This is a genomic window from Enterobacter cloacae complex sp. 277I4, assembly GCF_050031465.1.
GTDB lineage: Bacteria > Pseudomonadota > Gammaproteobacteria > Enterobacterales > Enterobacteriaceae > Enterobacter > Enterobacter cloacae.
In genome coordinates this window covers 330,204-356,402 of sequence record NZ_JBLGWC010000001.1, presented here as the reverse complement: position 1 = coordinate 356,402, position 26,199 = coordinate 330,204, and the positions used below count along the sequence as shown (strand labels likewise).

The window sequence follows — 26,199 nt, the reverse complement described above, 5'->3', positions numbered from 1 at the left end:
TGATGCCATTGATTTCTCTTGCCGACGGTCTTGCGCACGCCAGGCAACATCGCTACGCGCTGGGCGCGTTCAACGTTCTCGACACCCACTTCCTGCGCGCCCTGTTTGCCGCGGCGAAGCAGGAGCGCTCGCCTTTTATCATCAACATCGCCGAAGTGCATTTTAAATACGTGTCGCTGGAGTCGCTTGTCGAAGCGGTTAAGTACGAAGCCGCCCGCCACGCGATCCCCGTGGTACTCAACCTCGACCACGGCCTGCACTTTGACGCCGTGGTGCGCGCCCTGCGCTTAGGGTTCAGCTCCGTGATGTTCGATGGCTCGACACTGAGCTACGAGGAGAATATTCGTCAGACGCGTGAAGTGGTGAAGATGTGTCACGCGGTGGGCGTGTCGGTGGAGGCAGAGTTAGGTGCCGTCGGTGGCGATGAAGGCGGAGCGCTCTACGGCCATGCGGATGAAGCGTACTTTACCGACCCGCAGCTGGCACGGGAATTTGTCGATTCAACCGGCATTGACGCGCTGGCCGTCGCCATTGGCAACGCACACGGCAAATACAAGGGCGAGCCAAAACTCGATTTCCCCCGTCTGGACGCCATTCGCCAGCAGACCGGGCTGCCACTGGTGCTGCACGGCGGCTCCGGGATCAGCGATGCTGATTTTCGTCGCGCCATTGAACTTGGTATTCATAAAATCAATTTCTATACCGGCATGTCCCAGGCCGCGCTTTCCGCCGTTGAGCAGCGTATGGCCAACCGCCAGCCGCTGTACGATGAGTTTGCCGAGCTGCTGCTGGGCATAGAAGAGGCGATTACCGATACGGTCGCCGAACAGATGCGCATCTTTGGCAGCGCGGGGCAGGCATAATGGAACGCAAAGGGATCATCGCCGCGGGCAATATGCTGGTGGATCACGTTCACCAGATCGTGCAATGGCCGGAACGCGGCTGGCTGGCAGAAATTACCCACAGCGAGCGTTCCACCGGCGGCGCGCCGCTTAACGTCCTGCTGACGCTGGCGAAAATGCACGTCGGCCTGCCGCTGCAGGCGGTGGGGCTGATTGGCGAAGACAGCGACGGGGACTACATTCTGGCAATGCTCGACCAGTATCACGTTAATCGGCAGCGCGTACAGCGCACCACCTTTGCGCCAACCTCCATGTCGCAGGTGATGACCGACCCCAGCGGACAGCGCACCTTTTTCCACTCTCCCGGGGCCAACCGCCTGCTGGATCTCCCCGCGTTTGACCGTCTCGACGGCACAATGAAAATCTTCCACCTCGGCTACCTGCTGCTGCTCGACAGTCTGGATATGCCAGATGACGAATACGGCACCCGCAGCGCACGGCTGCTGGCGCAGATGCGCGAACAGGGGTATGAAACCTCGCTCGATCTGGTCTCCCGTAAGGGCGATCCGCGCTATCAGCCGCTGGTCCTCCCTGCCCTGCGTCATCTCGATTATCTGGTCATTAACGAACTGGAAGCCGGAGAATTTAGCGGCCTTGAGATGCGCGACGGCAACGACGCACCGCACGTTGCCCACATCGCTGAAGCCGCCGCGCAGCTGCTGGCGGCAGGCGTCCGGCAACGGGTGGTGATCCACTGCCCGGAAGGTGCCTGGGGAGAAGCCGCAAACGAAGAAGGACGCTGGATCCCCTCATGGAGGCTGACTCAGGAGGAGATTATTGGCAGCGTCGGCGCGGGCGACGCCTTTTGTGCCGGTTTCTTATATGGCTGTCATGAATCACTGCCGCTGGCAGAGAGTATTTACCTGGCGCATGCCTGCGCCCGGGCAAGCCTGCTGGCCGCGAATGCCATTGATGGAGCAAAAACGCTGGAGGAATTGACGCGCTTTATTCAGGAGAGCAGCGCCTAAATTAACAAAAATTGCGATTTTTGATTACAGTTCTATGAATTTTGCATAGCCGAACTACACTCTCTGCGTCTGGCACATTCGGCGTGGGCAACATATTGCCCACACGCTTTTCCGAGATGAGAGATACAGAGGACAAGGAAAAATGTTCGCAGCAATTATCATCGCTATATTTATTATCAGTGTTATTTATGCGCATTCGCGCGGCAAAGAAAAACAGACGCTTTCCCGTCAACTTTTCGACCACTCCACCTTTATGGCGCCTATCAATATGTTTATGACGGCGTTCTCTTCGCTGCCCGCCAGACAGCCCTTTTTTGAAACCGAGCGCTTTCCGGAATTAAATAAACTGACGGAAAACTGGGAGGTCATTCGCGAAGAGGCGCTGCGTTTGCAGGATCATATTAAGGCGGCACAAAATCATAACGATGCCGGTTTTAACACCTTCTTTAAACGCGGCTGGAAACGGTTTTACCTCAAATGGTATGCCGATGCGCATCCCTCGGCTCAGACCCTGTGCCCCGTTACGACACAACTGGTGAGTGAGATCCCGTCCGTGAAAGCGGCAATGTTTGCCGAACTCCCGGCGGGCGCGAAGCTCGGCAAGCATCGCGATCCCTACGCCGGCTCGGTTCGTTACCATTTAGGCCTGGTCACGCCAAATGACGATCGCTGCTTTATAGAGGTTGACCAGCAGCGCCACAGCTGGCGTGACGGTGAGGCTGTCATCTTTGATGAAACTTACGTGCACTGGGCGGAGAATAAATCGGATCACACGCGGATTATTCTCTTCTGCGATATCGAACGTCCGATGAAATGGCGCTGGGCGCAGGCGGTTAACCACTGGGTCGGGACAACGCTGATGTCAGCGGCCAGCTCCCCCAATGACGATAACGACCGCACCGGGGGAATTAACCGTATCTTCAAATATGTGCACGCCGGGCGAGAACACGGTCAGCGTCTGAAGAAGCGTAATCGGAAGCTCTATTACGCACTGAAGTACCTGGTCATCACGGCGATTTTCGCCGCGCTTATTGTCGCTGCCATAACGTAAGCACTTACGCCGCCCGATCGGGATGACAGACATCGGCGGCAAAGACGTAGCCCAGCCCGCGGATCGTTTTGATTAATGCGGGCTGGTGCGGATTGGCTTCGATTTTCCGGCGCAGGCGCATGATCAACACGTCGATGGTGCGGTCAAACACATCGGCACTTTCGCTGTGGGTCAGCTCAAGCAGCTGCTCGCGGCTCAGTACCCGGCGGGCGTTCTGGGTAAGCGCCAGCAGCAGGCCGTATTCACCCTGGGTCAACGGTACGGGGTTACGCTGCGGATCGATCAGTTCGCAGCGGGTGGTATCCAGCGTCCAGCCATTAAAAGCAATGCCCGCCACTCGTGGCGCGGGCGTGTCAGCCGCCAGCGCTCCGGTACGCCTGAGCACGGCTTTAACCCGGGCGACCACCACACGCGGATTAAACGGTTTGCCAATGTAATCGTCGGCCCCCATCTCCAGCCCTACCACCACGTCAGACTCACTGCCCAGCCCGGTAAGCATCACTACCGGCAGATCCGGGCGTTGCTTTTGCAACTGCAGCAGGACCTGCAGGCCGTTGATATCCGGCAGCATCATGTCCAGCAGGACCAGGGCAATTCCCGGTTCCTGATGAACCCGGTTCAGTGCGTCCTGTCCGTTATGGCAGACGAGCACCGTAAAGACGTGCTCGCTGAGCACATCCTGCAGCAGCTCGCACACTGCCGTATCGTCATCAACCACCAGAATCGCCGGTTTCATCGCATGCTTCCGTCAGGGGATTATGTTAAGTCTGAACTATTCTGCCGTCGGCTCCAGCCAAATGGATTTTTACGTGACGGAATTACAACCCATGTCACATCCGCTGCCTTTTCGACACGTCAATTTTGACGATTGCCTGCTTTTCGTCAGGGTTTTGCCAGGAAAACACCCGTAAAGTCGAGTGATAACCACACTAAAAACATGGCATAAAAGCTGCATTATGGCTGCGAAATGATTAACTGGAGCAGACTGATGAAAAAAGTCGTCACGGTTTGCCCTTATTGTGCCTCAGGTTGCAAGATCCACCTGGTGGTCGATAACGGCAAAATCGTCCGGGCGGAGGCCGCACAGGGGAAAACCAACCAGGGCACGCTGTGCCTGAAAGGGTACTACGGCTGGGATTTTATTAACGATACCCAAATCCTCACCCCGCGCCTGAAAACCCCCATGATCCGCCGTGAACGCGGTGGCAAGCTGGAAGCCGTCTCGTGGAACGAGGCGCTGGACTACGTCGCCACCCGCCTGAGCGCCATTAAGGCTAAATATGGCCCGGATGCGATCCAGACCACCGGGTCATCACGCGGGACGGGTAACGAAACCAACTATGTAATGCAAAAATTCGCGCGCGCCGTTATTGGAACCAATAACGTCGACTGCTGCGCTCGCGTCTGACACGGCCCATCGGTTGCAGGTCTGCACCAGTCGGTCGGAAACGGCGCAATGAGTAATGCAATTAACGAGATAGACAACACCGATCTCGTCTTTATCTTCGGCTATAACCCGGCAGATTCTCACCCGATTGTCGCGAACCACGTTATTCGCGCCAAACAGAACGGGGCGAAAATCATCGTCTGCGATCCGCGCAAAATCGAAACGGCTCGTATTGCAGATATGCACATCGCGTTGAAAAACGGCTCGAACATCGCGCTGTTGAACGCCATGGGGCACGTCATTATTGAGGAGAACCTCTACGACCAGGCGTTTGTCGCCACTCGTACGGAAGGTTTTGAAGAGTATCGGAAAATTGTCGAAGGCTATACGCCAGAATCTGTCGAAGCGATCACCGGCGTCAGCGCGCAGGAGATCCGTCAGGCAGCAAGGATGTACGCCGGGGCGAAAACCGCCGCCATTCTGTGGGGCATGGGCGTGACCCAATTCTATCAGGGCGTGGAAACCGTGCGTTCCCTGACCAGCCTCGCCATGCTGACCGGCAACCTTGGCAAGGCACACGTCGGGGTGAACCCGGTACGCGGTCAGAACAACGTGCAGGGTGCCTGCGATATGGGTGCGCTGCCGGACACCTATCCGGGCTATCAGTACGTGAAGTTCCCGGAAAACCGCGCGAAGTTTGCCAAAGCGTGGGGCGTGGAAAGTTTGCCGGAGCACACCGGGTATCGCATCAGCGAGCTGCCGCACCGGGCGGCACATGGTGAAGTGCGGGCGGCTTACATCATGGGCGAAGATCCTCTCCAGACCGACGCCGAGCTCTCTGCAGTGCGTAAAGGGTTTGAGGATCTGGAGCTGGTGATTGTTCAGGACATCTTTATGACCAAAACCGCGGCAGCGGCGGATGTGATTTTACCGTCAACGTCCTGGGGCGAGCATGAAGGGGTTTACACGGCGGCAGACCGTGGCTTCCAGCGCTTCTTTAAAGCGGTGGAGCCGAAGTGGGATCTGAAAACCGACTGGCAAATCATCAGCGAAATTGCCACCCGCATGGGTTATCCGATGCACTACAACAACACTCAGGAGATCTGGGACGAGTTGCGGCATCTGTGTCCGGACTTCTACGGTGCAACCTATGAAAAAATGGGTGAACTGGGGTATATCCAGTGGCCGTGCCGGGATGAGTCTGAGGCCGACCAGGGCACGTCGTATCTCTTTAAAGAGAAATTCGACACCCCAAATGGGCTGGCACAGTTCTTCACCTGCGACTGGGTTGCCCCCATTGATAAACTCACTGATGAGTATCCAATGGTGCTTTCCACCGTGCGTGAAGTGGGCCACTACTCCTGTCGTTCGATGACCGGCAACTGCGCGGCGCTGGCAGCGCTGGCGGACGAACCTGGTTATGCGCAGATCAACACCGCCGACGCTGAACGTCTTGGCATTGAAGACGAAGCGCTGGTATGGGTGAACTCGCGTAAAGGCAGGATCATTACCCGTGCGCAGGTCAGCGATCGTCCCAACAAAGGGGCGGTGTACATGACCTACCAGTGGTGGATAGGCGCCTGTAACGAACTGGTGACGGAGAACTTAAGCCCGATAACCAAAACGCCGGAGTATAAGTACTGCGCCGTACGCGTGGAGCCGATTGCGGATCAGCACGCTGCGGAACAGTATGTGATCGACGAATATAACAAGCTGAAAGCCCGCTTGCGCGAAAGTGCGATGGGATAATGATATTATTTAATTGATGAATAAAGGGAGTGAAATATTCACTCCCTTTTTATTTCCGCTTAACTCATTAAAAATATCAATTATTAATCTTGTAAGCTGCTCGCAGAAATAATGTAAATTGCACGAAAAAGAATTACATCTTTGCTTTTTGATTCAGATGGATAAGATGTGCGGCGGGTGCTTAAGACTTTCTGTCTTGAGCATTGTTGAGGGACAGAAAGTGGAAAGCCCCGGGAAATATTCATTTACCTGTACTGCACCCATTTTGTTGGACGATGAAATGGAATAGTCCCTGATATGTCAAAGCCAAAATACCCCTTCGAAAAGCGCCTTGAAGTCGTGAATCACTACTTCACAACTGATGATGGTTACAGGATCATCTCTGCACGTTTTGGTGTGCCTCGAACCCAGGTCAGGACGTGGGTTGCCCTCTATGAAAAACATGGAGAAAAAGGTTTAATTCCCAAACCTAAAGGCGTTAGTGCTGATCCAGAGTTGCGCATTAAGGTCGTGAAAGCCGTGACCGAGCAGCAGATGTCCCTCAATCAGGCTGCTGCTCACTTTATGCTTGCTGGTAGTGGTTCTGTAGCCAAGTGGCTGAAAGTCTATGAGGAGCACGGAGAAGCTGGTTTACGCGCACTCAAGATCGGCACCAAAAGAAACATTACAATGTCAGTTGATCCAGAAAAAGCGGCGTTAGCATTGGAGCTGTCGAAAGACCGACGTATTGAGGATCTTGAAAGACAAGTTCGATTCCTTGAAATGCGGCTTACGTATCTAAAAAAGCTGAAAGCCTTAGCTCATCCCGCGAAAAAGTGAAAGTACTCAACGAGCTAAGGCAGTTTTACCCTCTTGATGAGCTTCTCAAGGCAGCGGAGATACCGCGCAGTACGTTTTATTACCATCTAAAGGCTCTCAGCAAGCCTGATAAGTATGCGGATGTTAAAAAGCGTATTGGTGAGATTTATCACGAGAATAAAGGTCGTTACGGATACCGTAGGGTAACGTTGTCTCTCCATCGAGACGGGGAACGGATTAACCATAAAGCCGTTCAGCGCCTGATGGGAACCCTCTCGCTTAAGGCAGCGATTAAGGTCAAGCGATACAGCTCCTACAGAGGAGAGGTAGGGCAAACCGCCCCCAATGTTCTCCAAAGGGATTTCAAGGCTACACGGCCAAACGAGAAGTGGGTTACCGACGTTACTGAATTTGCAGTCAATGGGCGAAAGCTGTATTTGTCTCCAGTAATAGATCTCTTCAACAACGAAGTTATTTCTTACAGCCTGTCGGAAAGACCTGTGATGAACATGGTCGAGAATATGCTCGATCAGGCATTCAAAAAGCTTAAGCCTCACGAGCATCCTATTCTGCACTCTGACCAGGGATGGCAGTATCGTATGAGAAGGTATCAAAACATCCTTAAAGAACAAGGCATTACACAGAGCATGTCCAGAAAAGGCAATTGTCTGGATAATGCAGTCGTGGAATGTTTCTTTGGAACCTTAAAGTCGGAGTGTTTTTATCTTGACGAGTTCAGTAATATAAGCGAACTGAAGGATGCTGTTACGGAATATATTGACTACTACAACAGCAGAAGAATTAGCCTGAAATTAAAAGGTCTGAGTCCAATTGAATATCGAACCCAGACCTATGTGCCTCGTGTTTAACTGTCCAACTTTTTGGGGTCAGTACAACCCGAGGCTACCCCTCAACAACCTACAGGTTGAGAGTAGCCTCTTATTCTTTTTTTGACAAGGAGTAAAAGGCATGACGCCATTAAAAACTGCGTTAGGCATTGTCTTTATTATCTGCCTGACGATAGTGATCTTTACCTTTATTACTCGCGGAAAGTTATGCGAACTGACAATAAAGAGTGAACATCAGGAGGTGGCGGCGAAATTAGCCTGCGTTGCAGGCTAACCTCTGCGGGCGGGACGCCAGTTACGCCCGGCTTGCAGGATGCTGAGGTCTTAACGCACCCGTTTTTTTATTCTATGGCCGCGATTATACTGCGCGGCGTGTACCCAGATGATAAGAATCCATGAAACCATTTTTACTGTTGTTATTAATTTTTACGTCGTTCGTCCATGCCGATGAGATTGGCAGCCAGTACAAAGCACAGGCGGAGGCGGGCGATGCACGCGCTCAGTATTATCTCGCCGACACCTGGTTCAGCTCCGGCGACAGCAAGCAGGCGGCGATGTGGGCAGAGAAAGCGGCAAAAGGGGGCGACATCGATGCCATGGCCCTGTTGTCTCAGATCCACTTTACTCAGGGCGATTACGCTCAGGCTAAAGCGCTGGCACAGCAGGCCACGATTGCGGGCAGCAAGCGTGGCGCCATTATGCTGGCACGCGTTCTGGTGAATACCCAGGGTGGCAAAACAGACTACCCGCAGGCCATCAAACTGCTGCAGACGGCCACCGAAGATATCGACAACGACTCTGCGGTAGATGCGCAAATGCTGCTGGGTCTGATTTATGCCAACGGTGTAGAAGTGGCCCAGGACGATGCTCTGGCGGCATCGTGGTTTAAGCGCAGCTCATCTTTGTCACGCACTGGCTATGCCGAATACTGGGCAGGGATGCTGTTCCAGCAGGGCGAGAAAGGCTTTATCACGCCCAATAAACAGAAGGCGCTCTACTGGTTGAACCTGAGCTGTACGGAAGGGTTTGATACGGGATGTGAAGAGTTTGATGCGTTGAGCGGAGAATAAAGTGCCGGGTGGCGGCTTCGCCTTACCCGGCCTACAAAACCCGTAGGCCCGGTAAGCGCAGCGCCACCGGGCTTAGGATGTTACTGGTCAGCCGTCTTATCAAAACGACCCAGCACCTCGCGTTCATACGCCAGCGCTTTTTTACGGTCGAACTTGTGTTCCCACTTGGCGATAACCAGCACCGCCAGCGCGTTTCCAACCACATTCAGCGCCGTACGCGCCATATCGAGGATACGGTCAACACCGGCGATAAACGCCAGGCCTTCCAGCGGAATACCGACACTGCCAAGCGTCGCCAGCAGCACCACGAAGGAGACTCCCGGCACGCCCGCGATCCCTTTTGAGGTCACCATCAGCGTCAGCACCAGCACAATTTCCTGCCACAGCGACAGATCAATGCCGTACAGCTGGGCAATAAAGATGGCTGCGATGCTCTGGTACAGCGTCGAGCCGTCCAGGTTAAAGGAGTAGCCGGTTGGCACCACGAAGCTGGTGATAGAAGCCGGGGCACCATAGGCCTCCATCTTCTCAATAATACGCGGCAGCACGCTTTCAGAGCTGGCCGTGGAGTACGCCAGAATCAGCTCATCTTTCAGAATGCGGATCAGGATCCAGATGCTCAGCCCACACAGGCGCGCCACAATGCCCAGTACCACCAGCGCGAAGAACAGGATGGCGAAATGCACCAGAATTACCAGCTTCGCCAGCGGCCACAGGGAGGCAAAACCGAAGTTCGCCACGGTTACCGCGATAAGCGCAAACACCCCAACCGGCGCGTAACGCATCACCATGTGGGTCACTTTAAACATGGTTTCAGAGATGGAGCGGAACACGGTGACCAGCGGTTCACGGTGCGTGGCAGGCAGAGAGGAAAGACCCAGACCAAAAAGCACCGAGAAGAAGATGATTGGCAGCATCTCGCCCTTCGCCATCGACGCCACAATGTTAGTCGGCACCAGCGACAGGATGGTGCCCATCAGGCCGTGCGCATGGCTCTGCACTTCAGCGGTCGTACTTTGGTATTTCGAAATATCCACCGTCGCAAGTTGCGACATATCGATCCCGGAACCTGGCTGGAAGACATTCGCCAGGGTAATGCCAAGGATGATGGCAATCGTCGTGATCACTTCGAAATAGAGAATGGTTTTTGCACCGATGCGGCCCAGCTGTTTTGCATCACCGACTCCGGCAATACCGACCACCAGCGTCGAGATGACAATTGGCACCACGATCATTTTGATCAAATGAATAAAGATATCGCCCGCCGGGGAGAGCAAGTTCGCAATCAGCCACTCGCGGCTGTCGCTGTGATAATGGAGATAGCTACCCAGCAGGATACCCAGCACAAGGGCCAGCAGGATTTGCCAGGCCAGGCTGACTTTAACGTTTTTCATAGAAACTGACTTCCTCAATGAAGCGCCCTATTCATGCAGACTGCATGAATATGGAGACATACTGAAAGGGTATGAATTGTGTTGCGTTGGTTTATGGGATTTTTTAACGCGGCGTATGAGTATCATCTGCGCGGTGTGTTGCGCAAGCCTTAAAGAACAACGCATTCCACTACGAAAAATCGTTATGACGCGAGTTTACGATAATTCTTATAAATAACCATTTGTTATAAAAACGATTTTTTATGCGCAAATGTGAATAATCCGCCCGGTAAATTATTTTTCTTCAAAGTTTCATTCGCTCATTTTTCATACGCTTCAAACAATGCGTGATCTGCCGCCCAAATAATAAACAAAGCTTGTAAAGCCCCTACTATTAACGTTTTTGCGACATATTATTAACATCTTACAAGGAGAAAAAAAGCCATGAGCCAAATACACAAACACGACATTCCCGCTAACATTGCGGACCGTTGCCTGATCAACCCGGAGCAGTACCACGAGAAGTATCAGCAATCTGTCTCTGATCCTGACGCTTTCTGGGGCGAGCAGGGCCATATTCTTGACTGGATCAAACCTTACCAGAAGGTGAAGAACACCTCCTTTGCGCCGGGTAACGTTTCTATTAAATGGTATGAAGACGGCACGCTAAACCTTGCGGCGAACTGCCTCGATCGCCACCTTGCCGAACGCGGTAACGAAACGGCCATTATCTGGGAAGGCGACGACGCCTCTCAGAGCAAACATATCTCTTATAAAGAGCTGCACCGCGACGTGTGCCGCTTCGCTAACGTGCTGCTGGACCAGGGCATTAAAAAAGGCGATGTGGTCGCCATCTATATGCCGATGGTGCCGGAAGCGGCGGTGGCGATGCTGGCCTGCGCGCGCATCGGCGCGATCCATTCCGTTATCTTTGGCGGGTTCTCGCCGGAAGCGGTTGCCGGGCGTATTGTCGACTCGAGTTCGAAACTGGTGATCACCGCCGATGAAGGTGTGCGCGCCGGGCGCGGTATTCCTCTGAAGAAAAATGTCGACGAAGCGCTGAAAAACCCGAACGTCAAAACCGTCAGTAACGTTATCGTCCTTAAGCGTACCGGTGGCAAGATCGACTGGAATGAAGGACGTGACCTGTGGTGGAGCGACCTGATTGAAAAAGCGAGCGACCAGCATCAACCGCAAGAGATGAACGCGGAAGATCCGCTGTTTATCCTCTATACCTCCGGCTCCACCGGCAAACCGAAAGGCGTACTGCATACCACCGGTGGCTATCTGGTCTATGCGGCCACCACCTTTAAATACGTTTTCGACTACCATCCGGGCGATATCTACTGGTGCACCGCCGATGTGGGCTGGGTCACCGGTCACAGCTATCTGCTGTACGGCCCGCTGGCCTGCGGTGCAACAACGCTGATGTTTGAAGGTGTACCAAACTGGCCAACCCCGGTGCGGATGTGCCAGGTGGTCGATAAGCACCAGGTCAACATTCTGTACACCGCGCCAACGGCGATCCGTGCGCTGATGGCGGAAGGGGATAAAGCGATAGAAGGCACTGACCGCTCTTCCCTGCGCATCCTCGGCTCCGTCGGCGAGCCTATTAACCCGGAAGCCTGGGAGTGGTACTGGAAGAAGATCGGCAACGAAAAATGCCCGGTAATGGACACCTGGTGGCAGACCGAAACCGGTGGGTTCATGATCACACCAATGCCGGGTGCGACCCGCTTAAAAGCCGGTTCAGCGACCCAACCGTTCTTCGGCGTCCAGCCTGCGCTGGTGGATAACGAAGGCAATCCGCTGGATGGTGCCACCGAAGGCAACCTGGTGATCGTCGATTCCTGGCCGGGCCAGGCACGTACGCTCTTTGGCGACCATGAACGCTTCGAGCAGACCTACTTCTCAACCTTTAAAAACATGTACTTCAGCGGTGACGGCGCGCGTCGCGACGAGGATGGCTATTACTGGATCACCGGGCGCGTGGACGATGTGCTGAACGTCTCCGGCCACCGTCTGGGCACCGCGGAGATTGAATCCGCGCTGGTATCGCATCCGAAGATTGCCGAAGCCGCCGTTGTGGGGATCCCGCACAACATTAAAGGCCAGGCGATTTACGCTTACGTGACGCTGAACCACGGTGAAGAGCCATCGCCAGAACTGTATGCCGACGTGCGCAACTGGGTCCGCAAAGAGATTGGCCCGCTTGCCACGCCGGATGTACTGCACTGGACTGACTCGCTGCCGAAAACTCGTTCCGGCAAAATTATGCGCCGAATCTTGCGCAAAATCGCGGCAGGGGACACCAGCAACCTTGGTGATACCTCAACGCTCGCCGATCCGGGCGTGGTGGAAAAACTGCTCGAAGAGAAGCAGTCCATCGCAATGCCTTCGTAATCTTTTCTCCCTCTCCCTGTGGGAGAGGGCCGGGGTGAGGGCATCAGACTGCACCTCCTCCCCTCACCCTAACCCTCTCCCCATAGGGGAGAGGGGATAAAACAAACCAACCTTACTTCTGGAGATTTCTGTGATGAATAACGATATTTGTCAGCAGATAGAGAATAGTGCGCACTACAGGGAGCTCGTTGATAAACGGCAACGGTTTGCCTTCTTACTTTCCATCATCATGCTGATTATCTACGTCGGCTTTATTCTGCTTATCGCCTTTGCCCCACACTGGCTGGGTACGCCGCTGCATGAGGGCACCAGCGTCACACGGGGCATTCCGATTGGCATTGGCGTGATTGTGATTTCGTTTGTGCTGACCGGCGTCTACGTCTGGCGCGCGAACGGCGAATTCGATCGTCTTAATAAAGCGGTACTGCGTGAGGTAAAAGCATCATGAAGAGAGTCCTGACGGCGCTTGCCGCCACACTTCCCTTTGCGGCACACGCCGCAGATGCCATTACCGGCGAGGTTCAGCGCCAGCCAACCAACTGGCAGGCGATTATCATGTTCCTGATTTTCGTGGTGCTGACGCTGTATATCACCTGGTGGGCGTCGAAACGCGTCCGTTCACGTAATGATTACTACACTGCGGGCGGTAATATTACCGGTTTCCAGAACGGACTGGCGATTGCGGGCGACTTTATGTCTGCCGCGTCTTTCCTTGGGATCTCCGCGCTGGTTTACACCTCCGGCTACGATGGTCTGATCTACTCTCTCGGCTTCCTGGTGGGCTGGCCGATCATTCTGTTCCTGATCGCCGAACGCTTGCGCAACCTGGGGCGTTTTACCTTTGCTGACGTGGCTTCGTATCGCCTGAAGCAGGGTCCGATTCGTATTCTCTCCGCCTGCGGTTCGCTGGTGGTGGTGGCGCTGTATCTGATCGCCCAGATGGTTGGCGCAGGCAAACTGATCGAACTTCTGTTCGGCCTGAACTACCACGTCGCGGTGGTGCTGGTGGGTGTGCTGATGGTGATGTACGTCCTGTTTGGCGGCATGCTGGCAACCACCTGGGTGCAAATTATCAAAGCGGTTCTGCTGCTGTTCGGTGCGAGCTTCATGGCCTTTATGGTGATGAAACACGTCGGCTTTAGCTTCAACAACCTGTTTACCGAAGCAATGGCTGTCCACCCGAAAGGGGAAGCGATCATGAGCCCGGGCGGGCTGGTGAAAGACCCGATATCCGCGCTTTCACTCGGTCTGGGTCTGATGTTTGGTACCGCAGGCTTGCCACATATCCTGATGCGTTTCTTCACCGTGAGCGATGCCCGCGAAGCGCGCAAGAGCGTCTTCTACGCCACCGGGTTTATGGGTTACTTCTACATACTGACCTTTATCATCGGTTTTGGCGCCATCATGCTGGTGGGAGCGAACCCGGCATTTAAAGACGCGGCGGGCGCGCTGATTGGCGGGAATAACATGGCGGCAGTGCATCTGGCAGATGCGGTAGGCGGCAATCTCTTCCTCGGCTTTATCTCAGCCGTGGCCTTTGCCACCATCCTTGCCGTGGTGGCCGGGCTTACGCTTGCCGGAGCATCTGCGGTGTCGCATGACCTGTACGCGAACGTGTTCCGCAAAGGCGCAACCGAGCGTGAAGAGCTCAAAGTCTCCAAAATCACCGTACTGATTCTGGGTGTGGTGGCGATCCTGCTGGGGATCCTCTTCGAGAAGCAGAACATTGCCTTCATGGTGGGGCTGGCCTTCTCAATTGCGGCGAGCTGTAACTTCCCTATCATCCTGCTCTCCATGTACTGGTCTAAACTGACCACCCGTGGCGCAATGGTAGGCGGCTGGCTGGGGCTGCTGACCGCGGTGATTCTGATGATCCTCGGCCCGACGATTTGGGTGCAGATCCTCGGTCACGAAAAGGCGCTCTTCCCGTATGAGTACCCGGCGCTGTTCTCAATCGCCGTGGCGTTTATCGGTATCTGGATCTTCTCTGCAACCGACAACTCCCCGGAGGGGAACCTGGAGCGTGAGAAATTCCGCGCCCAGTTTATCCGCTCGCAAACCGGCCTGGGCGTGGAACAAGGCCGCGCACACTGAGTCTTGATCCCCGGCCTTCGGGCCGGGGAGTTCAGAACATCACCCACGCCACCAGCGGCGAAATCAGCACCATCAACACGCCTGATAGCATCATCACCAGGCTTGCTACAACCCCCTCCTGCTGACCCAACTCATAAGAGCGTGCCGTTCCCGCGCCGTGTGACGCCGCGCCAAATCCCGCCCCTTTTGCCAACCCTTCACGGATAGAAAGCCGCAGAAACAGCATATCGCCTACCGCCATACCGAAGACACCGGTGACAACCACGAACAGCGCCACCAGATCCGGCTGTCCGCCGAGCGGTTTAGCGGCTGCCAGAGCAAATGGCGTCGTTACCGAGCGCACGGCCAGGCTACGCTGAATTTCATCGGGCAGCGTAAACAGCCGCGCCAGCCAGACGGAGCTACAGACCGCCACCACCGTGGCGGTAATCACCCCCGCGCTGAGCGACATCCAGTGACGTTTAATGATGTTCAGGTTGTCGTACACCGGCACCGCAAAGGCGATGGTGGCTGGCCCCAGTAGCCACAGCAACCAGTGGGATTCGCCAATGTAGTTTTGCCAGGAGATATGGCCTAAAACCAGCATCAGCACCAGCAGTATCGGCGTGAAGACCAGCGGCATCAGCGGCAGCGCGTGAAAACGACGATACAGGCGTTTGTTGGCAAAGTAGATAACCAGCGTGGCAATCAGGCACAGCACGCTTATCTGGAAGTTAGTCATGTTTTTGCCTGCGGATCTCGAAGCGATAAACCTTGTCCACCACCCAGGCGGTGGCGCCCAGCACCATCAGCGTGCTCAGGGCGATGACCGCGAAGATCCGCCAGCCGTCCACCATCAGCAGTTGCGCATAGTTCACCACTGCCACCACGGCAGGAACAAAGAACAGCAACATCTCTGCCAGCAGCCAGCGCGCGCCGGCACGCACCCAGCTAAGGGGGATAACGCGGCAGAGAATGAGCGTCAGCATCAACACCATCCCCACCAGGTTGGCAGGCAGCGGCAGATGCAGCCAGCCGACAAGATATTCCGCAAAAACAAACAGTCCCGCGTAGAGCAGTACCTGAACCGGTACCTGGAGTCGTTGCACAACGGCAGGCGTAACACGGCTTAACGCCACGGCCATGGGGGTTTTCCTCAAAAATGAGACGAGGCGCCAGTATAGTGAGCGCACGGTATGGACTGAAATGAATTAAAATCATCGAAGGTATAGTTTCGAGGAATAATCATGGACATAAGAACGCTGCGCTATTTTGTCGAAGTGGTTCGCCAGCAGAGTTTTACCCGCGCAGCGGAGAAGTTATTTGTTACCCAGCCCACCATCAGCAAAATGCTGAAAAACCTCGAAGATGAACTCAACTGTACCCTGCTGATCCGCGACGGACGCAAGCTGTTGCTTACCGATACCGGGCGCGTGGTGTTTGAACGTGGCCTGGCGATCCTGGCCGAGTTTCGTCAGCTGGAAGCGGAGCTAGACGATATTAACCACCTGACCAAAGGGGTGCTGCGCCTTGGTATTCCGCCGATGGTCGGGATGATGATGGCCGGGCCGATTAGCCTGTTTCGCCAGCGTTACCCCGGCGTTGAACTCAAAATTTCGGAGTTTGGTGGATTAACCGTCCAGCAGGCCGTAACCAACGGCGAGCTGGACGTCGCCATGACAGCCCTCCCCGTTGAGGAAGAGAGCGGTCTGGCGACGCTTCCGCTCTTTAGCCATCCGCTGTGCGTGCTGGTTCCCCGCTCCGGCGACTGGCTCAAGCGAGATTCAGTGAAACCTGAACTGCTCGGTGAATACCCTCTGCTGATCTACAACGAAGATTTCGCCCTCAGCCGCCAGCTGATGACGCTGTTTAATCAACATAGCGTGAAGCCGCGCATTGCGGTGCGCAGCGGCCAGTGGGATTTCCTGGCAGCGATGGTGCAAGCAGGCGTGGGGATTGCCATTCTGCCGCAGCCGATTTGCGAGCGTCTGGATAAAAACACGCTGCGCTGGATCCCACTCGAAAGCGATTTGCACTGGCAGCTGGGGATGATTTGGCGAGAAGGGGTGTATCTGTCGCACAGCGCGCAGGCGTGGCTGCAATGTTGTGAGGGATTTTGGGTGCCCTCACCCTAACCCTCTCCCACAGGGAGAGGGAACCGATCGAGCCCCTCGCCCCTATGGGGAGAGGGGTTGGGGTGAGGGGCTACTGATTCTCTATCAACAACGCTTCCAGCAGATCCAGATCGTGCAGCAGCTTTTGCAGCGTTTCATTACTGATTTGCCGCGTGGCACGCAGGTGGTACAGCTCGGCACGCTCGGAGCGCAGCGCCGCCAGACGGAACCGGCGCTCCAGGTTCTCCTCCTGCAGCGAGCTTTCCACATCGTTACGGCCGTCAGCCCGGCGACGCAGATTACCAATCACGCGTGAGCTCACCTCCGTCAGCAGCTGATTGTCGATGTTCTCTTCGGCATCGGCGGCCAGGCGCTCTTCCATTTTCTGAATAGCGACAATCGCCACTTCGGCAGTGGCGGCGCGGGCAATCCGCTCCTCTTTATGCTGCTGCGTGGCGTCCCCGGCGTCGATATGCTGCAGCAAAATCGGCAGCATAATCACCCCGACAAACAGTGAGAACAGGATCACGCCCGCCGCCAGGAAGACCAGTTCATAACGCGCCGGGAAGACATCGCCCGTCGGCAACAGCAGCGGAATGGAGAGCACACCGGCCAGGGTAATCGCCCCGCGTACCCCCGCAAAGGAGGCAATCAGCAGCTCACGCGTGGTCCACGAACCAAACTCCATCGGCTTTTTCTTCAGGAAGCGCACGCTGAAGTTTTTCATCGTCCACAGCCAGCCGAAGCGCACCAGCATCAGCGCCATGTAGATCAGCACGATGTCGGTAAAGAGCATCCAGACTTCAACGTTCGGATCGGCCTCCGCCGCCACCAGAGAGGATTCCATAATGCCCGGCAGCTGCAGACCCAACAGCAGGAAGACCATGCCGTTAAAGACAAATTCCAGCATTGCCCAGGTGCTGTTTGCACGCAGACGCATGGCCAGCGGCGCGCGGCGCATTACGCCGGAGCGGGTGATGGTCATCCCTGCCGCGACCGCTGCCAGAATGCCCGACACGCCAATGTGTTCGGCAATCAGATAGGAGGCAAACGGCAGCAGGAACAGCAGTACGATCTGTGTTGCGGGTTCATCACCGCCCCAGCGGCTGAGGAAGCGCAGCGAGCGGCCATACAGCCAGCTCACCACGAAGCCCGCCAGGATACCGCCAATAGCAACCTTAAAGAATTCCAGGGTCGCGCCACCAACGGTAAAGATCATCGTCCCCATTGCGACGGCCACGGCGAACTTCAGGGCAACCAGACCGGAGGCGTCGTTCATCAGCGCCTCTCCCTGTAAGATGCCCATGATTTTCTTCGGAATCCGCCCTTCACCCACAATGCCGGACAGCGCCACGGCATCGGTTGGCGACAGGACTGCGGCCAGCGCAAAAGCGGGGATTAACGGGATCCCCGGAACCACCCAATAGATCAGGAAACCAATCCCGACCACGGTCACGACGACCAGCGCCAGTGCCAGACCGAAGATCTCGCGCCCATGTTCCAGAAACTCGCGCGTGGGTGTTTTCCAGCCATCGGCAAACAGCAGTGGCGGGATAAACAGCACGAGGAACAGTTCCGGGTCGAACTCAACGTGCAGGCCAAACGTCGGCCACGCCAGCAGCGCGCCGATGGCAATTTGCATTAATGGCAGGGGGACCTGAAAGGGCAGTACGCGTGTAACCACCCCGGATAATGAGACCACAAGGGTCATGATGAGTATTGTGAAAAAGATTTCCATGCGTTCCCTGTTTGCTGTGTTACTTATGTACTACGGAAGGCGTCGTGCCTTTTATTCTATCTTCCCCAGAGTAACGCAAAAGGCAACGGGATGAGTCCTGAAAATAAAAACGGGCGGCCTGAGCCACCCGTTTTCGCATCAAAGGACAATTAGATTGCCCAGCCGCCCGCGTAGAACACCACCAGCGCAACGGCGATAACCACGGTGCCGATATTCAGCTTGCGCCACTCACCGGAGACCAGGCGACCAATCACCAGCGACGCGAAGCCGATCATGATGCCGGTCACGATGTTACAGGTCAGCACGATAAATACCGCAGTGATCAGGCCTGACATCGCGTCCACAAAGTCCGCAAAGTCAATTTTCGCCACGTTGCTCAGCATCAGCAGGCCGACGTACATCAGTGCCGGAGCCGTAGCGTAGGCTGGCACCAGATAAGAGAGCGGAGAGAGGAACAGGATCAGCAGGAACAGTACACCAACGGTAATGGCGGTCAGGCCAGTTTTACCGCCTGCCGCGGTGCCCGCAGCGGACTCGATATAGACCGCAGCCGGAGAAGCGCCTACCAGACCCGAGAAGACGCTGCTCAGGGAGTCGGTGGTCAGCGCTTTGCCACCGTCGATAATCTGACCGTCTTTATCCAGCAGGTTCGCCTGACCGGCCACCGCACGGATGGTACCGGTGGCATCAAACACCGCCGTCATCACCAGCGCCAGCACGCTTGGCAGGATCACCGGGTTCAGCGCGCCGACAATATCCAGGCTGCCAATCAGGGAGTTACCGTTGTCATCGCTCAGCGACGGCATGGCAAAAATACCAGAGAAATGCACGGTCGGATCGAAAATCAGGCCAACAATGGACACACCGATAATGGTCAGCAGAATGCCGCCTGGGACTTTCAATTTTTCCAGACCAATAATCACCGCCAGGCCAATCAGGGACATGATCACCGGGAAGCTGGCGAAGTGACCCAGCGCCACCGGCAGACCGTCCAGCGGGTTCTTAATGACCAGACCCACGCCATTGGCGGCAATCAGCAGCAGGAACAGACCGATACCGATACCGGTGCCGTGCGCCACGCCGTGCGGCAGGTTGCGCAAAATCCAGCTACGAATGCCGGTTGCCGAGATAATGGTGAACAGCACGCCCATCAGGAAGACGGCGCCCAAGGCAACCGGTACGCTGATGTGTTGGCCCAGCACCAGGCTAAACGCGGTGAAGGCGGTCAAGGAAATGGCACAGCCAATCGCCATCGGCAGATTCGCCCACAGCCCCATTACGATGGAGCCAACACCGGCGACAAGACAGGTTGCAACGAAAACCGCTGCCGGTGGGAAGCCTGCTTTACCGAGCATGCCCGGCACAACGATGACGGAGTACACCATTGCCAGAAACGTTGTCAGACCGGCAACGATTTCCTGGCGCACGGTGCTGCCGCGAGCAGAAATTTTAAAGATGGCGTCAAGTGAACCGCCGGTACGCGCGGATGGCGTAGACATAGAAAACATCCCCTGAGAGTTTTTATAGAAAGTCCGTAAGCGTGGTGGAGACTCCACTGCCAGCAAAACGTCAAATCCTTGTGCTGCGTTTGCGACGAAAAGGGGCGTCACAAAAAAAGCAAACGTTTAGCTCCGCGCTTACAAAACGGGTGGTCAAATTTAGGCAAACGATTATCCAGCCTAATCACCGCCCTTTTCAACTGAACTTTCTCGTTTTTCGCTAAATTTCCCTTATGACGATGAAGAAATAAGCAGAGGATGCGCAAACGTTATCGTTTATGCGCAATGGGGTTACAAATTACGCCTCGCCAGGGATCGTTAACGGCCCACCTTGTTCCAGGGTTCTCTGCCAGGCAGGACGATTTTCGACCTTTTTCTTCCAGGCATGGGTGTGCGGAAGATCCTCGACACCGCCGCGTGCCAGCAGGGCAAAAATCGGGAAACTCATCTGAATATCGGCCATGCTGAGAGTCTCTCCGGCAAACCAGCTATTTTCAGCCAGGTGAGATTCAATAAAACGCGCGTGGGTTTCGAGCTGGGGATTGAGATAGGCCTTTTGCACGCCCTGACCCAGCGCTTTCCCCAGCGTGCGTATTCCAAACGGCACGGGCGGTTTACCGAGGCTGCTAAATACCAGCTTCATTAACAGCAGCGGCATAAGAGAACCTTCTGCATAGTGTAGCCAGAAGCGGTATTGCACCTTATGGGCAGGATCCAGCGGCTTAAGCTGCGATTCTGCGTCGTAGGTTTCCTGCAGATACTCCAGAATGGCACCGGATTCAGCAAGGATCAGTCCGTTGTCTTCAATGACCGGAGACTTGCCCAACGGATGCACGCGTTTAAGGGACTCGGGAGCCAGCATCGTTTTTTCGCGCTGGTAGTGAACAATCTCATAGGGCAGAGAAAGTTCTTCCAGAGCCCAGATCACGCGGTGTGAGCGCGACTGGTTAAGGTGATGTACCGTGAGCATAGAGGTCTCCTGTTATTCATACTTTTTAACTATAGAAAATTGAACAACACCGCGAAAAATATTCGCCAAAAAAGCGGCCCCGGTGACTGGCGAAAACGCGGCCCTTACATAGAATTAAAGTGTCAGCACAAACCGGAACCTCCTCAACCAGCTCGACATGAGGGGTGCTGATGTCGGGGGAAACCCTCCCGTGAGCCAGCGGGATAGAGAGAAAGACAAAGACCGGAAAAAACTAAAGCGCCCTTATGTGGCGCTTTAGTTCTTTATTATGCTTTTTGCTGGATGGCGCAGCCGCCACCCGGCAAACAGATCTCAATCTTCTTCCAGCAGCCGCGCCCCCGTCCCCTGTTCGCCCAGTTTGTCACCGGGGTTGCGTAACGGGCAATCGCTGCGCGACAAACAGCCGCAACCGATGCACCCGTCCAGTTCGTCACGCAGCGCCACCAGCGTATGAATACGCCGGTCCAGCTCCTCACGCCACTGGGATGACAGCTCTTTCCACTCTTTCGGGCTCAGCGTGTGGCCTTCCGGTAACACGCCGAACGCTTCACCGATGGTGGCCAGGGGAATTCCGATTCGTTGCGCAATTTTAATAATCGCCACGTAGCGAAGCACGTCACGGGTGTAGCGCCGCTGGTTTCCGGCGTTACGGATGCTTTTGATTAACCCTTTACTTTCATAGAAGTGGAGCGCCGATACTGCCACACCGCTTCGCTTAGCCACTTCACCCGGGGTCAAAAGCGCTTTTATTCTCGGCAATCTCTTTTCCATAAAACCTCTTTACCTCAAGTTAACTTGAGGAATTATACTCCCCCACAGAGAAAACGACGAATCAACCAGGAAAGTTGTATCTACAGAGGGCAACCTTATGTCGCATCAGCAAATTATTCAGACACTTATTGAATGGATTGATGAACATATCGACCAACCGTTGAACATTGATGTGGTCGCGAAAAAGTCGGGCTATTCGAAATGGTATTTACAGAGAATGTTCCGGACCGTAATGCACCAGACGCTGGGTGAGTACATTCGTCAGCGCAGGTTACTGCTGGCAGCGCAGGCGTTACGCTCTACGCAGCGGCCTATTTTTGATATCGCGATGGATCTGGGGTATGTGTCGCAACAAACCTTTTCCCGCGTGTTTCGCCGCGAGTTTGACCGCACGCCAAGCGATTACCGTCACCAGTTGAATTAAGGTTATCAGTGCAAAGGTTGCTGCTGCCAGGTCATAAACTCCTGGGGCGGCATCGCTTTCGCGAAGTGCCATCCCTGACAGAACTGTACGCCGCGCTTCAACAACCAGCTTACCTGCTCGGCAGTTTCTACCCCTTCCGCAATGGTTTTGAGCCGCAGGCTCTGCGCCATCTCGATAATATGCTCGGCGATAAGATGGCTGGTGCTGTTGGTGGTTAGGGTGTCGATAAAGGATTTGTCGATTTTCAGAATATCGACATTCAGCGAGTAGAGATTATGCAGGTTCGAGTAACCTGTACCAAAATCGTCGATTGCCACTTCATAACCCGCCTGACGAAAAGCCTGGATAACCGGCGTAGTTTTCGGCACATCAATAAATCCGCGCTCCGTCACTTCGATTTTGATCTGCTGCGCACGCACGGCATAGTGCCGCGCTTTGTCGGATATCATGGCGATCAGCCGCGAAGAGTGAAAATCCGTCGCCGACAGGTTGATCGAAATATAGAGGTCAGGATGCGCGGCCAGGAAATGGCCCAGATCGCTGAAGACCTCTTCTACAACATAATCCGTGATGCGTTCACTCATCCCCTCTTTTTCCGCCAGCGGGATGAATTCCGCCGGGCTCATGACAGGCCCGTTAAAACCAGGCCAGCGTAACAACGCCTCTGCCCCCACGCACTGATTATTCTTGATATCGATGATTGGCTGATAATGGACACAAAGCTGACGTTTATTCAGCGCCCGATGCAGCAATCGTCCTGGGGAGTTCAGCTCACGGTGGGTGCGCGACCAGACCAGCAAAATAATGATGCTACAGATCATTCCCAGCGGCAGCGTCAACGTCGCCTGATGGTAGAGCGTTTCATAGAAGCGTTTATTCGACGTTGAAACGATGGCGGCAATCGGACGTTTATCCGATTTTACCACCGTATAAAAACGGTCATCTTTTTGAAATACCACGTCCTTATCCCGAATCATCGAGTTTAATAAAGAAACGTTGGCTTTCTGACTGACGGAAAAGAAGGCATTCGTTACCGTATCGTACACGCCCCATGAGAGAGAGTGATCGGTGGACATCACTTCACTGTACGAGAGCGGATTAACCACCACGACATAATTCCCGCGCTGCATATATGTCATTTTATAGCCAGTGAAAAATGGCGTATCACGGTAATAATAGATAGCGATATCGGGTTTACGGATGTAATTAGCGGGGGAGATCGCGTAGGGCCGATCCGGGGTAAAAATGGATGAGCAACGAAAATTCTGGCCTTCGGCATAAATTAAATCAGCGATGAACAGACGGCCGCGAACCACGTTCAACATATATTGCCGATGTGACGGCGTACAAACTTTACCCTGATATTTTTCCGCTTCGGCCCGGGCCAGATCAACCTGTTCAATAACCAGTTCAGTTTTGTCTAAAGCCAGTTCAGCAAATGTGCGTAACTGCGCGCTTGTTTCCGACACCGCTCTTAGCTGGGCAAACCATAGCGCAAGCATCACCGGCAGCATAACTACCATGATGATCCCTACCACTCTGAGCATCTTGCGCCGCGCGCTACGATTCATTTCCCGCCCTATATCCCTGCATGTTGTACGCCTGTAGTAATGAAGGCCGGATGCTTTGATAAACAGGTGATTACGTTGCATGAATCATGCGAAGTTAGCAACTGACTTTTAGTATTAAAAATCTTAAATTTCGTTATGACGATAATATTTGTCCGTAAGCTAAACTAAAAGTATTCGTTCCGTTTCTATTAAGGAAAATATTTATCCAGCCTGAACGGGGGGATTGAAGATAACGCAACAGAGGATCGTTGATTAAGCCAAACTTCTGGCAGCATGAAAAAAGTACAACATCAACATGACGTTTTATACTATTTGCGCGGATGTAATTTGATCAATGTTTTATAAACGTTCGGCTATTACCACATTATTTCCAGGATCAGCAGAGAATAAGGCTTCATTTATAAAAAGGCATCGCTGGGAACGCCGTTGCCCTCCTCCGCTCGTTCGAAGGAGGTTGCTCCCGGCACGTGGTGGGTTCGCATCCGCCGATGTCGAAGGCAACCCCATCCTGCCGCCTCTCTTTTTCAGCGTAATAAAATCCCCAATCTGCTCGCACAGGTACTGGCGAATAAATCAACAAATGTGATATAGTTCACACATATCATGTAACGAGAAACACTGTTTCATTCAGTTCGTCTGTTTTGGAGAGGATGGGTTTTATGGCAACCATTACGACCAGCATGGTTCTCCTGCGCTGGCCTTTGTTGAGTGCGGTACTGATGTTTTTAGCCAGCACGCTGAACATTCAGTTTCGTAAATCTGACTACGCGGGTCTTGCGGTCATCAGTACGCTGTTAGGACTGGGCGCGGCTTGCTGGTTTGCAACGGGTCTGCTTGGTATCACCCTGCTGGATATTGCCGCCGTCTGGGAAAATATTAAAGTAGTGATGGTTGAGGCAATGAGCCATACGCCACCAGACTGGCCGATGGTGATTACCTGATGGTCGTTTCATAACAGCATGTTAAAAGCCTCTCTTACGAGGCTTTTTTATTTTCAAGGCATCAGTCCACAGCAGGCAGCGGGAGTTTACTGATGATCGCCAGCCGGTTCTGATGATGCTCCTCATCGCCCCATAGCCAATCAACCTGATTGCCGATATCGCTATCTTTCATTATCGGTCTCATTTCACAGGTGATCATGTCGTACGCATACAAATGATGCCCACTGGCGATGGCATCATACAGACGTGATTGCCAGAAACTCATACCATCACGTGTCTGGTGACGGTCTGTGATGATGACATTGTATTTTTCCAGCAAATACTGAGAAAACACTTTTCCGGGCAGATCGCGCAACACGCCACGGTGCGACGGTTTAGGCGAGCGCCATATCAGAATTTGCGTCACTGGCATGTAATTTAAAAATGCATCTTTCTGATAAATCACGCGATTGTAGTAAACAATCTCCTGCGTAATTTCATTGACCAGCGCCAGTTCAAAGTGCTCATTAGGAATATCAGCAATTCGATTTTCAGCTCTGACAAAATGATATCCCGGCGGGAATGGGCCAAAGCACAGTTCTTCATCCACTGACGCGCAAGGAGAAATTTCGTTCAGCAACGCAGCGTTGTGGTTATCCACCGTGAGCATTGCGAATGTCTTCTGAACGTCTGCGGGATCAAAGAGTTGTTGTGGCATAGCTCCTCGCGGATGAGATGGGTCAGGCACCAAATATAACGTGATGAGAATTAAACAAGAAGCCCTGCAACAGCAGGGCTTTCTTTAGTGCTGAAGACAATCAGAACGGAATGTCGTCGTCGAAGTCCATTGGTGGTTCGTTAGACGGTGCCGGAGCGGACTGCTGCTGCGGACGAGACTGCGCGCCGCCGCTGAACTGGTTGCCGCCCTGTGGCTGCTGAGGCTGGCCCCAACCGCCCTGCTGCTGGCCGCCACCTGCTGGTGCGCCGCCGCCCTGACGGCCTCCCAGCATCTGCATGGTGCCGCCAACGTTTACCACCACTTCAGTGGTGTACTTTTCCTGACCGGATTGATCGGTCCATTTGCGGGTACGCAGTTGGCCTTCAATATAAACCTGAGAGCCTTTACGCAGATACTCACCGGCCACTTCTGCCAGTTTGCCAAACAGCACAACGCGGTGCCATTCGGTCTGCTCTTTCATCTCACCGGTCGCTTTGTCACGCCAGGATTCGGAAGTAGCCAGCGTAATGTTGGCAACTGCGCCACCACTCGGCATGTAGCGTACTTCCGGGTCCTGGCCCAGATTACCGACGAGAATCACCTTGTTTACGCCTCTGCTGGCCATGTTCGTGTCTCCTGAATACGTTTCTTAATAGTGTAAACGCGCGAGTGTACCATTTCCACGCCTCAATTTGCATAGTTGCGTGGCGGGTTCAGAAATCTCTCGCGAACTCGACATTGTTACACAGCTAATCAGAAAATGCATTCCAATACTGTATATTCAAACAGGTTAAATTGTGTCATAATTAGCCGTTTCTGACAGCCGTTTGTCCTTCAAACAAACCAGGCAAT

24 protein-coding genes are annotated in these 26,199 nt (G+C 54.2%); 13 read left to right on the top strand and 11 right to left on the bottom strand.

What is annotated here, in order from left to right:
- Nucleotides 1-2: 2 nt before the first annotated feature.
- The 3 genes from ACQG19_RS01665 (at nucleotide 3) to lpxO (ending at nucleotide 2,921) form a co-directional block, all read left to right on the top strand.
- Nucleotides 3-863 (top strand): ketose 1,6-bisphosphate aldolase, encoded by an 861-nt coding sequence (locus ACQG19_RS01665; RefSeq protein WP_044159019.1) that lies wholly within the window; start codon nucleotides 3-5, stop codon nucleotides 861-863.
- On the top strand, nucleotides 863-1,870 hold the full coding sequence (locus tag ACQG19_RS01660; protein ID WP_047351897.1) for a carbohydrate kinase family protein: 1,008 nt from the start codon (nucleotides 863-865) through the stop codon (nucleotides 1,868-1,870). Before ACQG19_RS01665 ends, ACQG19_RS01660 begins: the two co-directional genes overlap by 1 nt.
- Before the next feature lie 142 nt (nucleotides 1,871-2,012).
- Complete coding sequence (lpxO, locus tag ACQG19_RS01655) at nucleotides 2,013-2,921, top strand: lipid A hydroxylase LpxO (RefSeq protein ID WP_246932721.1); 909 nt, start codon at nucleotides 2,013-2,015, stop codon at nucleotides 2,919-2,921.
- A 4-nt stretch (nucleotides 2,922-2,925) separates the two neighbouring features.
- Here lpxO and ACQG19_RS01650 read toward each other — a convergent pair whose 3' ends face one another.
- Nucleotides 2,926-3,657, bottom strand: coding sequence for a response regulator (locus tag ACQG19_RS01650; RefSeq protein ID WP_013095088.1), 732 nt, complete (start codon nucleotides 3,655-3,657; stop codon nucleotides 2,926-2,928).
- Between the two features lie 252 nt (nucleotides 3,658-3,909).
- Between ACQG19_RS01650 and fdhF the strand changes: the two genes are divergently transcribed.
- The 4 genes from fdhF to ACQG19_RS01630 all read left to right on the top strand — a co-directional run bounded on the left by fdhF (nucleotide 3,910) and on the right by ACQG19_RS01630 (nucleotide 8,773).
- Nucleotides 3,910-6,057, top strand: coding sequence for a formate dehydrogenase subunit alpha (fdhF, locus tag ACQG19_RS01645; protein WP_077681898.1), 2,148 nt, complete (start codon nucleotides 3,910-3,912; stop codon nucleotides 6,055-6,057).
- A gap of 297 nt (nucleotides 6,058-6,354) precedes the next feature.
- Nucleotides 6,355-7,724, top strand: a protein-coding gene (locus ACQG19_RS01640) for an IS3-like element ISKpn8 family transposase (RefSeq protein WP_085949440.1) whose coding sequence is annotated in 2 segments (ribosomal slippage) — nucleotides 6,355-6,835 and nucleotides 6,835-7,724 — 1,371 coding nt in all. Because the reading frame shifts where the segments join, the coding sequence is not laid out codon by codon here.
- Nucleotides 7,725-7,824: 100 nt separating this feature from the next.
- The gene (locus ACQG19_RS01635) at nucleotides 7,825-7,977 is read left to right on the top strand and encodes a Hok/Gef family protein (RefSeq protein ID WP_013095084.1); all 153 of its coding nucleotides are present in this window, start codon (nucleotides 7,825-7,827) and stop codon (nucleotides 7,975-7,977) included.
- A 121-nt stretch (nucleotides 7,978-8,098) separates the two neighbouring features.
- Nucleotides 8,099-8,773 (top strand): tetratricopeptide repeat protein, encoded by a 675-nt coding sequence (locus ACQG19_RS01630; protein ID WP_029883707.1) that lies wholly within the window; start codon nucleotides 8,099-8,101, stop codon nucleotides 8,771-8,773.
- 80 nt (nucleotides 8,774-8,853) lie between these two features.
- Here ACQG19_RS01630 and gltP read toward each other — a convergent pair whose 3' ends face one another.
- On the bottom strand, nucleotides 8,854-10,167 hold the full coding sequence (gene gltP / locus ACQG19_RS01625; protein WP_013095082.1) for a glutamate/aspartate:proton symporter GltP: 1,314 nt from the start codon (nucleotides 10,165-10,167) through the stop codon (nucleotides 8,854-8,856).
- 423 nt (nucleotides 10,168-10,590) lie between these two features.
- Between gltP and acs the strand changes: the two genes are divergently transcribed.
- The 3 genes from acs to actP all read left to right on the top strand — a co-directional run bounded on the left by acs (nucleotide 10,591) and on the right by actP (nucleotide 14,643).
- Nucleotides 10,591-12,549: an acetate--CoA ligase gene (gene acs / locus ACQG19_RS01620; RefSeq protein WP_246932723.1), complete on the top strand. Its 1,959-nt coding sequence runs from the start codon at nucleotides 10,591-10,593 to the stop codon at nucleotides 12,547-12,549.
- Between the two features lie 133 nt (nucleotides 12,550-12,682).
- Entirely contained in the window at nucleotides 12,683-12,997 is a 315-nt protein-coding gene (locus tag ACQG19_RS01615; protein WP_013095080.1) for a DUF485 domain-containing protein, read from the top strand.
- On the top strand, nucleotides 12,994-14,643 hold the full coding sequence (gene actP, locus ACQG19_RS01610; protein ID WP_013095079.1) for a cation/acetate symporter ActP: 1,650 nt from the start codon (nucleotides 12,994-12,996) through the stop codon (nucleotides 14,641-14,643). The genes ACQG19_RS01615 and actP overlap by 4 nt, the downstream gene beginning before the upstream one ends.
- Before the next feature lie 31 nt (nucleotides 14,644-14,674).
- Here the strand turns inward: actP and ACQG19_RS01605 are convergent, their stop codons facing one another.
- Together ACQG19_RS01605 and ACQG19_RS01600 are read right to left on the bottom strand one after the other, a co-directional pair.
- A complete protein-coding gene (locus tag ACQG19_RS01605; protein ID WP_246932724.1) occupies nucleotides 14,675-15,364 on the bottom strand; it encodes an LrgB family protein in 690 nt (229 codons plus the stop codon).
- Entirely contained in the window at nucleotides 15,357-15,767 is a 411-nt protein-coding gene (locus ACQG19_RS01600) for a CidA/LrgA family protein (protein WP_020686648.1), read from the bottom strand. Before ACQG19_RS01600 ends, ACQG19_RS01605 begins: the two co-directional genes overlap by 8 nt.
- A gap of 102 nt (nucleotides 15,768-15,869) precedes the next feature.
- Here ACQG19_RS01600 and ACQG19_RS01595 point away from each other — a divergent pair, with 102 nt between their 5' ends.
- Nucleotides 15,870-16,757 (top strand): LysR family transcriptional regulator, encoded by an 888-nt coding sequence (locus ACQG19_RS01595; RefSeq protein ID WP_040023652.1) that lies wholly within the window; start codon nucleotides 15,870-15,872, stop codon nucleotides 16,755-16,757.
- Between the two features lie 70 nt (nucleotides 16,758-16,827).
- Here ACQG19_RS01595 and ACQG19_RS01590 read toward each other — a convergent pair whose 3' ends face one another.
- From ACQG19_RS01590 to soxR, 4 genes are all read right to left on the bottom strand, one after another.
- Nucleotides 16,828-18,474: a Na+/H+ antiporter gene (locus tag ACQG19_RS01590; RefSeq protein WP_013095075.1), complete on the bottom strand. Its 1,647-nt coding sequence runs from the start codon at nucleotides 18,472-18,474 to the stop codon at nucleotides 16,828-16,830.
- Between the two features lie 149 nt (nucleotides 18,475-18,623).
- Nucleotides 18,624-19,973 carry a guanine/hypoxanthine transporter GhxP gene (ghxP, locus tag ACQG19_RS01585; protein ID WP_013095074.1) on the bottom strand — a complete coding sequence of 450 codons (1,350 nt, stop codon included), beginning with the start codon at nucleotides 19,971-19,973 and terminating at the stop codon, nucleotides 18,624-18,626.
- 298 nt (nucleotides 19,974-20,271) lie between these two features.
- The gene (locus ACQG19_RS01580) at nucleotides 20,272-20,943 is read right to left on the bottom strand and encodes a glutathione S-transferase family protein (RefSeq protein ID WP_013095073.1); all 672 of its coding nucleotides are present in this window, start codon (nucleotides 20,941-20,943) and stop codon (nucleotides 20,272-20,274) included.
- A gap of 312 nt (nucleotides 20,944-21,255) precedes the next feature.
- On the bottom strand, nucleotides 21,256-21,714 hold the full coding sequence (gene soxR, locus ACQG19_RS01575) for a redox-sensitive transcriptional activator SoxR (RefSeq protein ID WP_013095072.1): 459 nt from the start codon (nucleotides 21,712-21,714) through the stop codon (nucleotides 21,256-21,258).
- 97 nt (nucleotides 21,715-21,811) lie between these two features.
- On the opposite strand from soxR, the gene soxS reads away from it, so the two are divergent.
- Nucleotides 21,812-22,138, top strand: a complete 327-nt coding sequence (soxS, locus tag ACQG19_RS01570) for a superoxide response transcriptional regulator SoxS (protein ID WP_013095071.1) — start codon at nucleotides 21,812-21,814, stop codon at nucleotides 22,136-22,138.
- Nucleotides 22,139-22,143: 5 nt separating this feature from the next.
- Here soxS and ACQG19_RS01565 read toward each other — a convergent pair whose 3' ends face one another.
- Nucleotides 22,144-23,709, bottom strand: coding sequence for an EAL domain-containing protein (locus ACQG19_RS01565; protein ID WP_023622182.1), 1,566 nt, complete (start codon nucleotides 23,707-23,709; stop codon nucleotides 22,144-22,146).
- 659 nt (nucleotides 23,710-24,368) lie between these two features.
- On the opposite strand from ACQG19_RS01565, the gene ACQG19_RS01560 reads away from it, so the two are divergent.
- On the top strand, nucleotides 24,369-24,650 hold the full coding sequence (locus tag ACQG19_RS01560; RefSeq protein ID WP_008503385.1) for a YjcB family protein: 282 nt from the start codon (nucleotides 24,369-24,371) through the stop codon (nucleotides 24,648-24,650).
- A 61-nt stretch (nucleotides 24,651-24,711) separates the two neighbouring features.
- Here ACQG19_RS01560 and ACQG19_RS01555 read toward each other — a convergent pair whose 3' ends face one another.
- Nucleotides 24,712-25,347, bottom strand: coding sequence for a hypothetical protein (locus ACQG19_RS01555; RefSeq protein ID WP_038418467.1), 636 nt, complete (start codon nucleotides 25,345-25,347; stop codon nucleotides 24,712-24,714).
- A gap of 100 nt (nucleotides 25,348-25,447) precedes the next feature.
- A complete protein-coding gene (gene ssb1 / locus ACQG19_RS01550; RefSeq protein WP_003860284.1) occupies nucleotides 25,448-25,972 on the bottom strand; it encodes a single-stranded DNA-binding protein SSB1 in 525 nt (174 codons plus the stop codon).
- Between the last annotated feature and the right edge of the window lie 227 nt (nucleotides 25,973-26,199).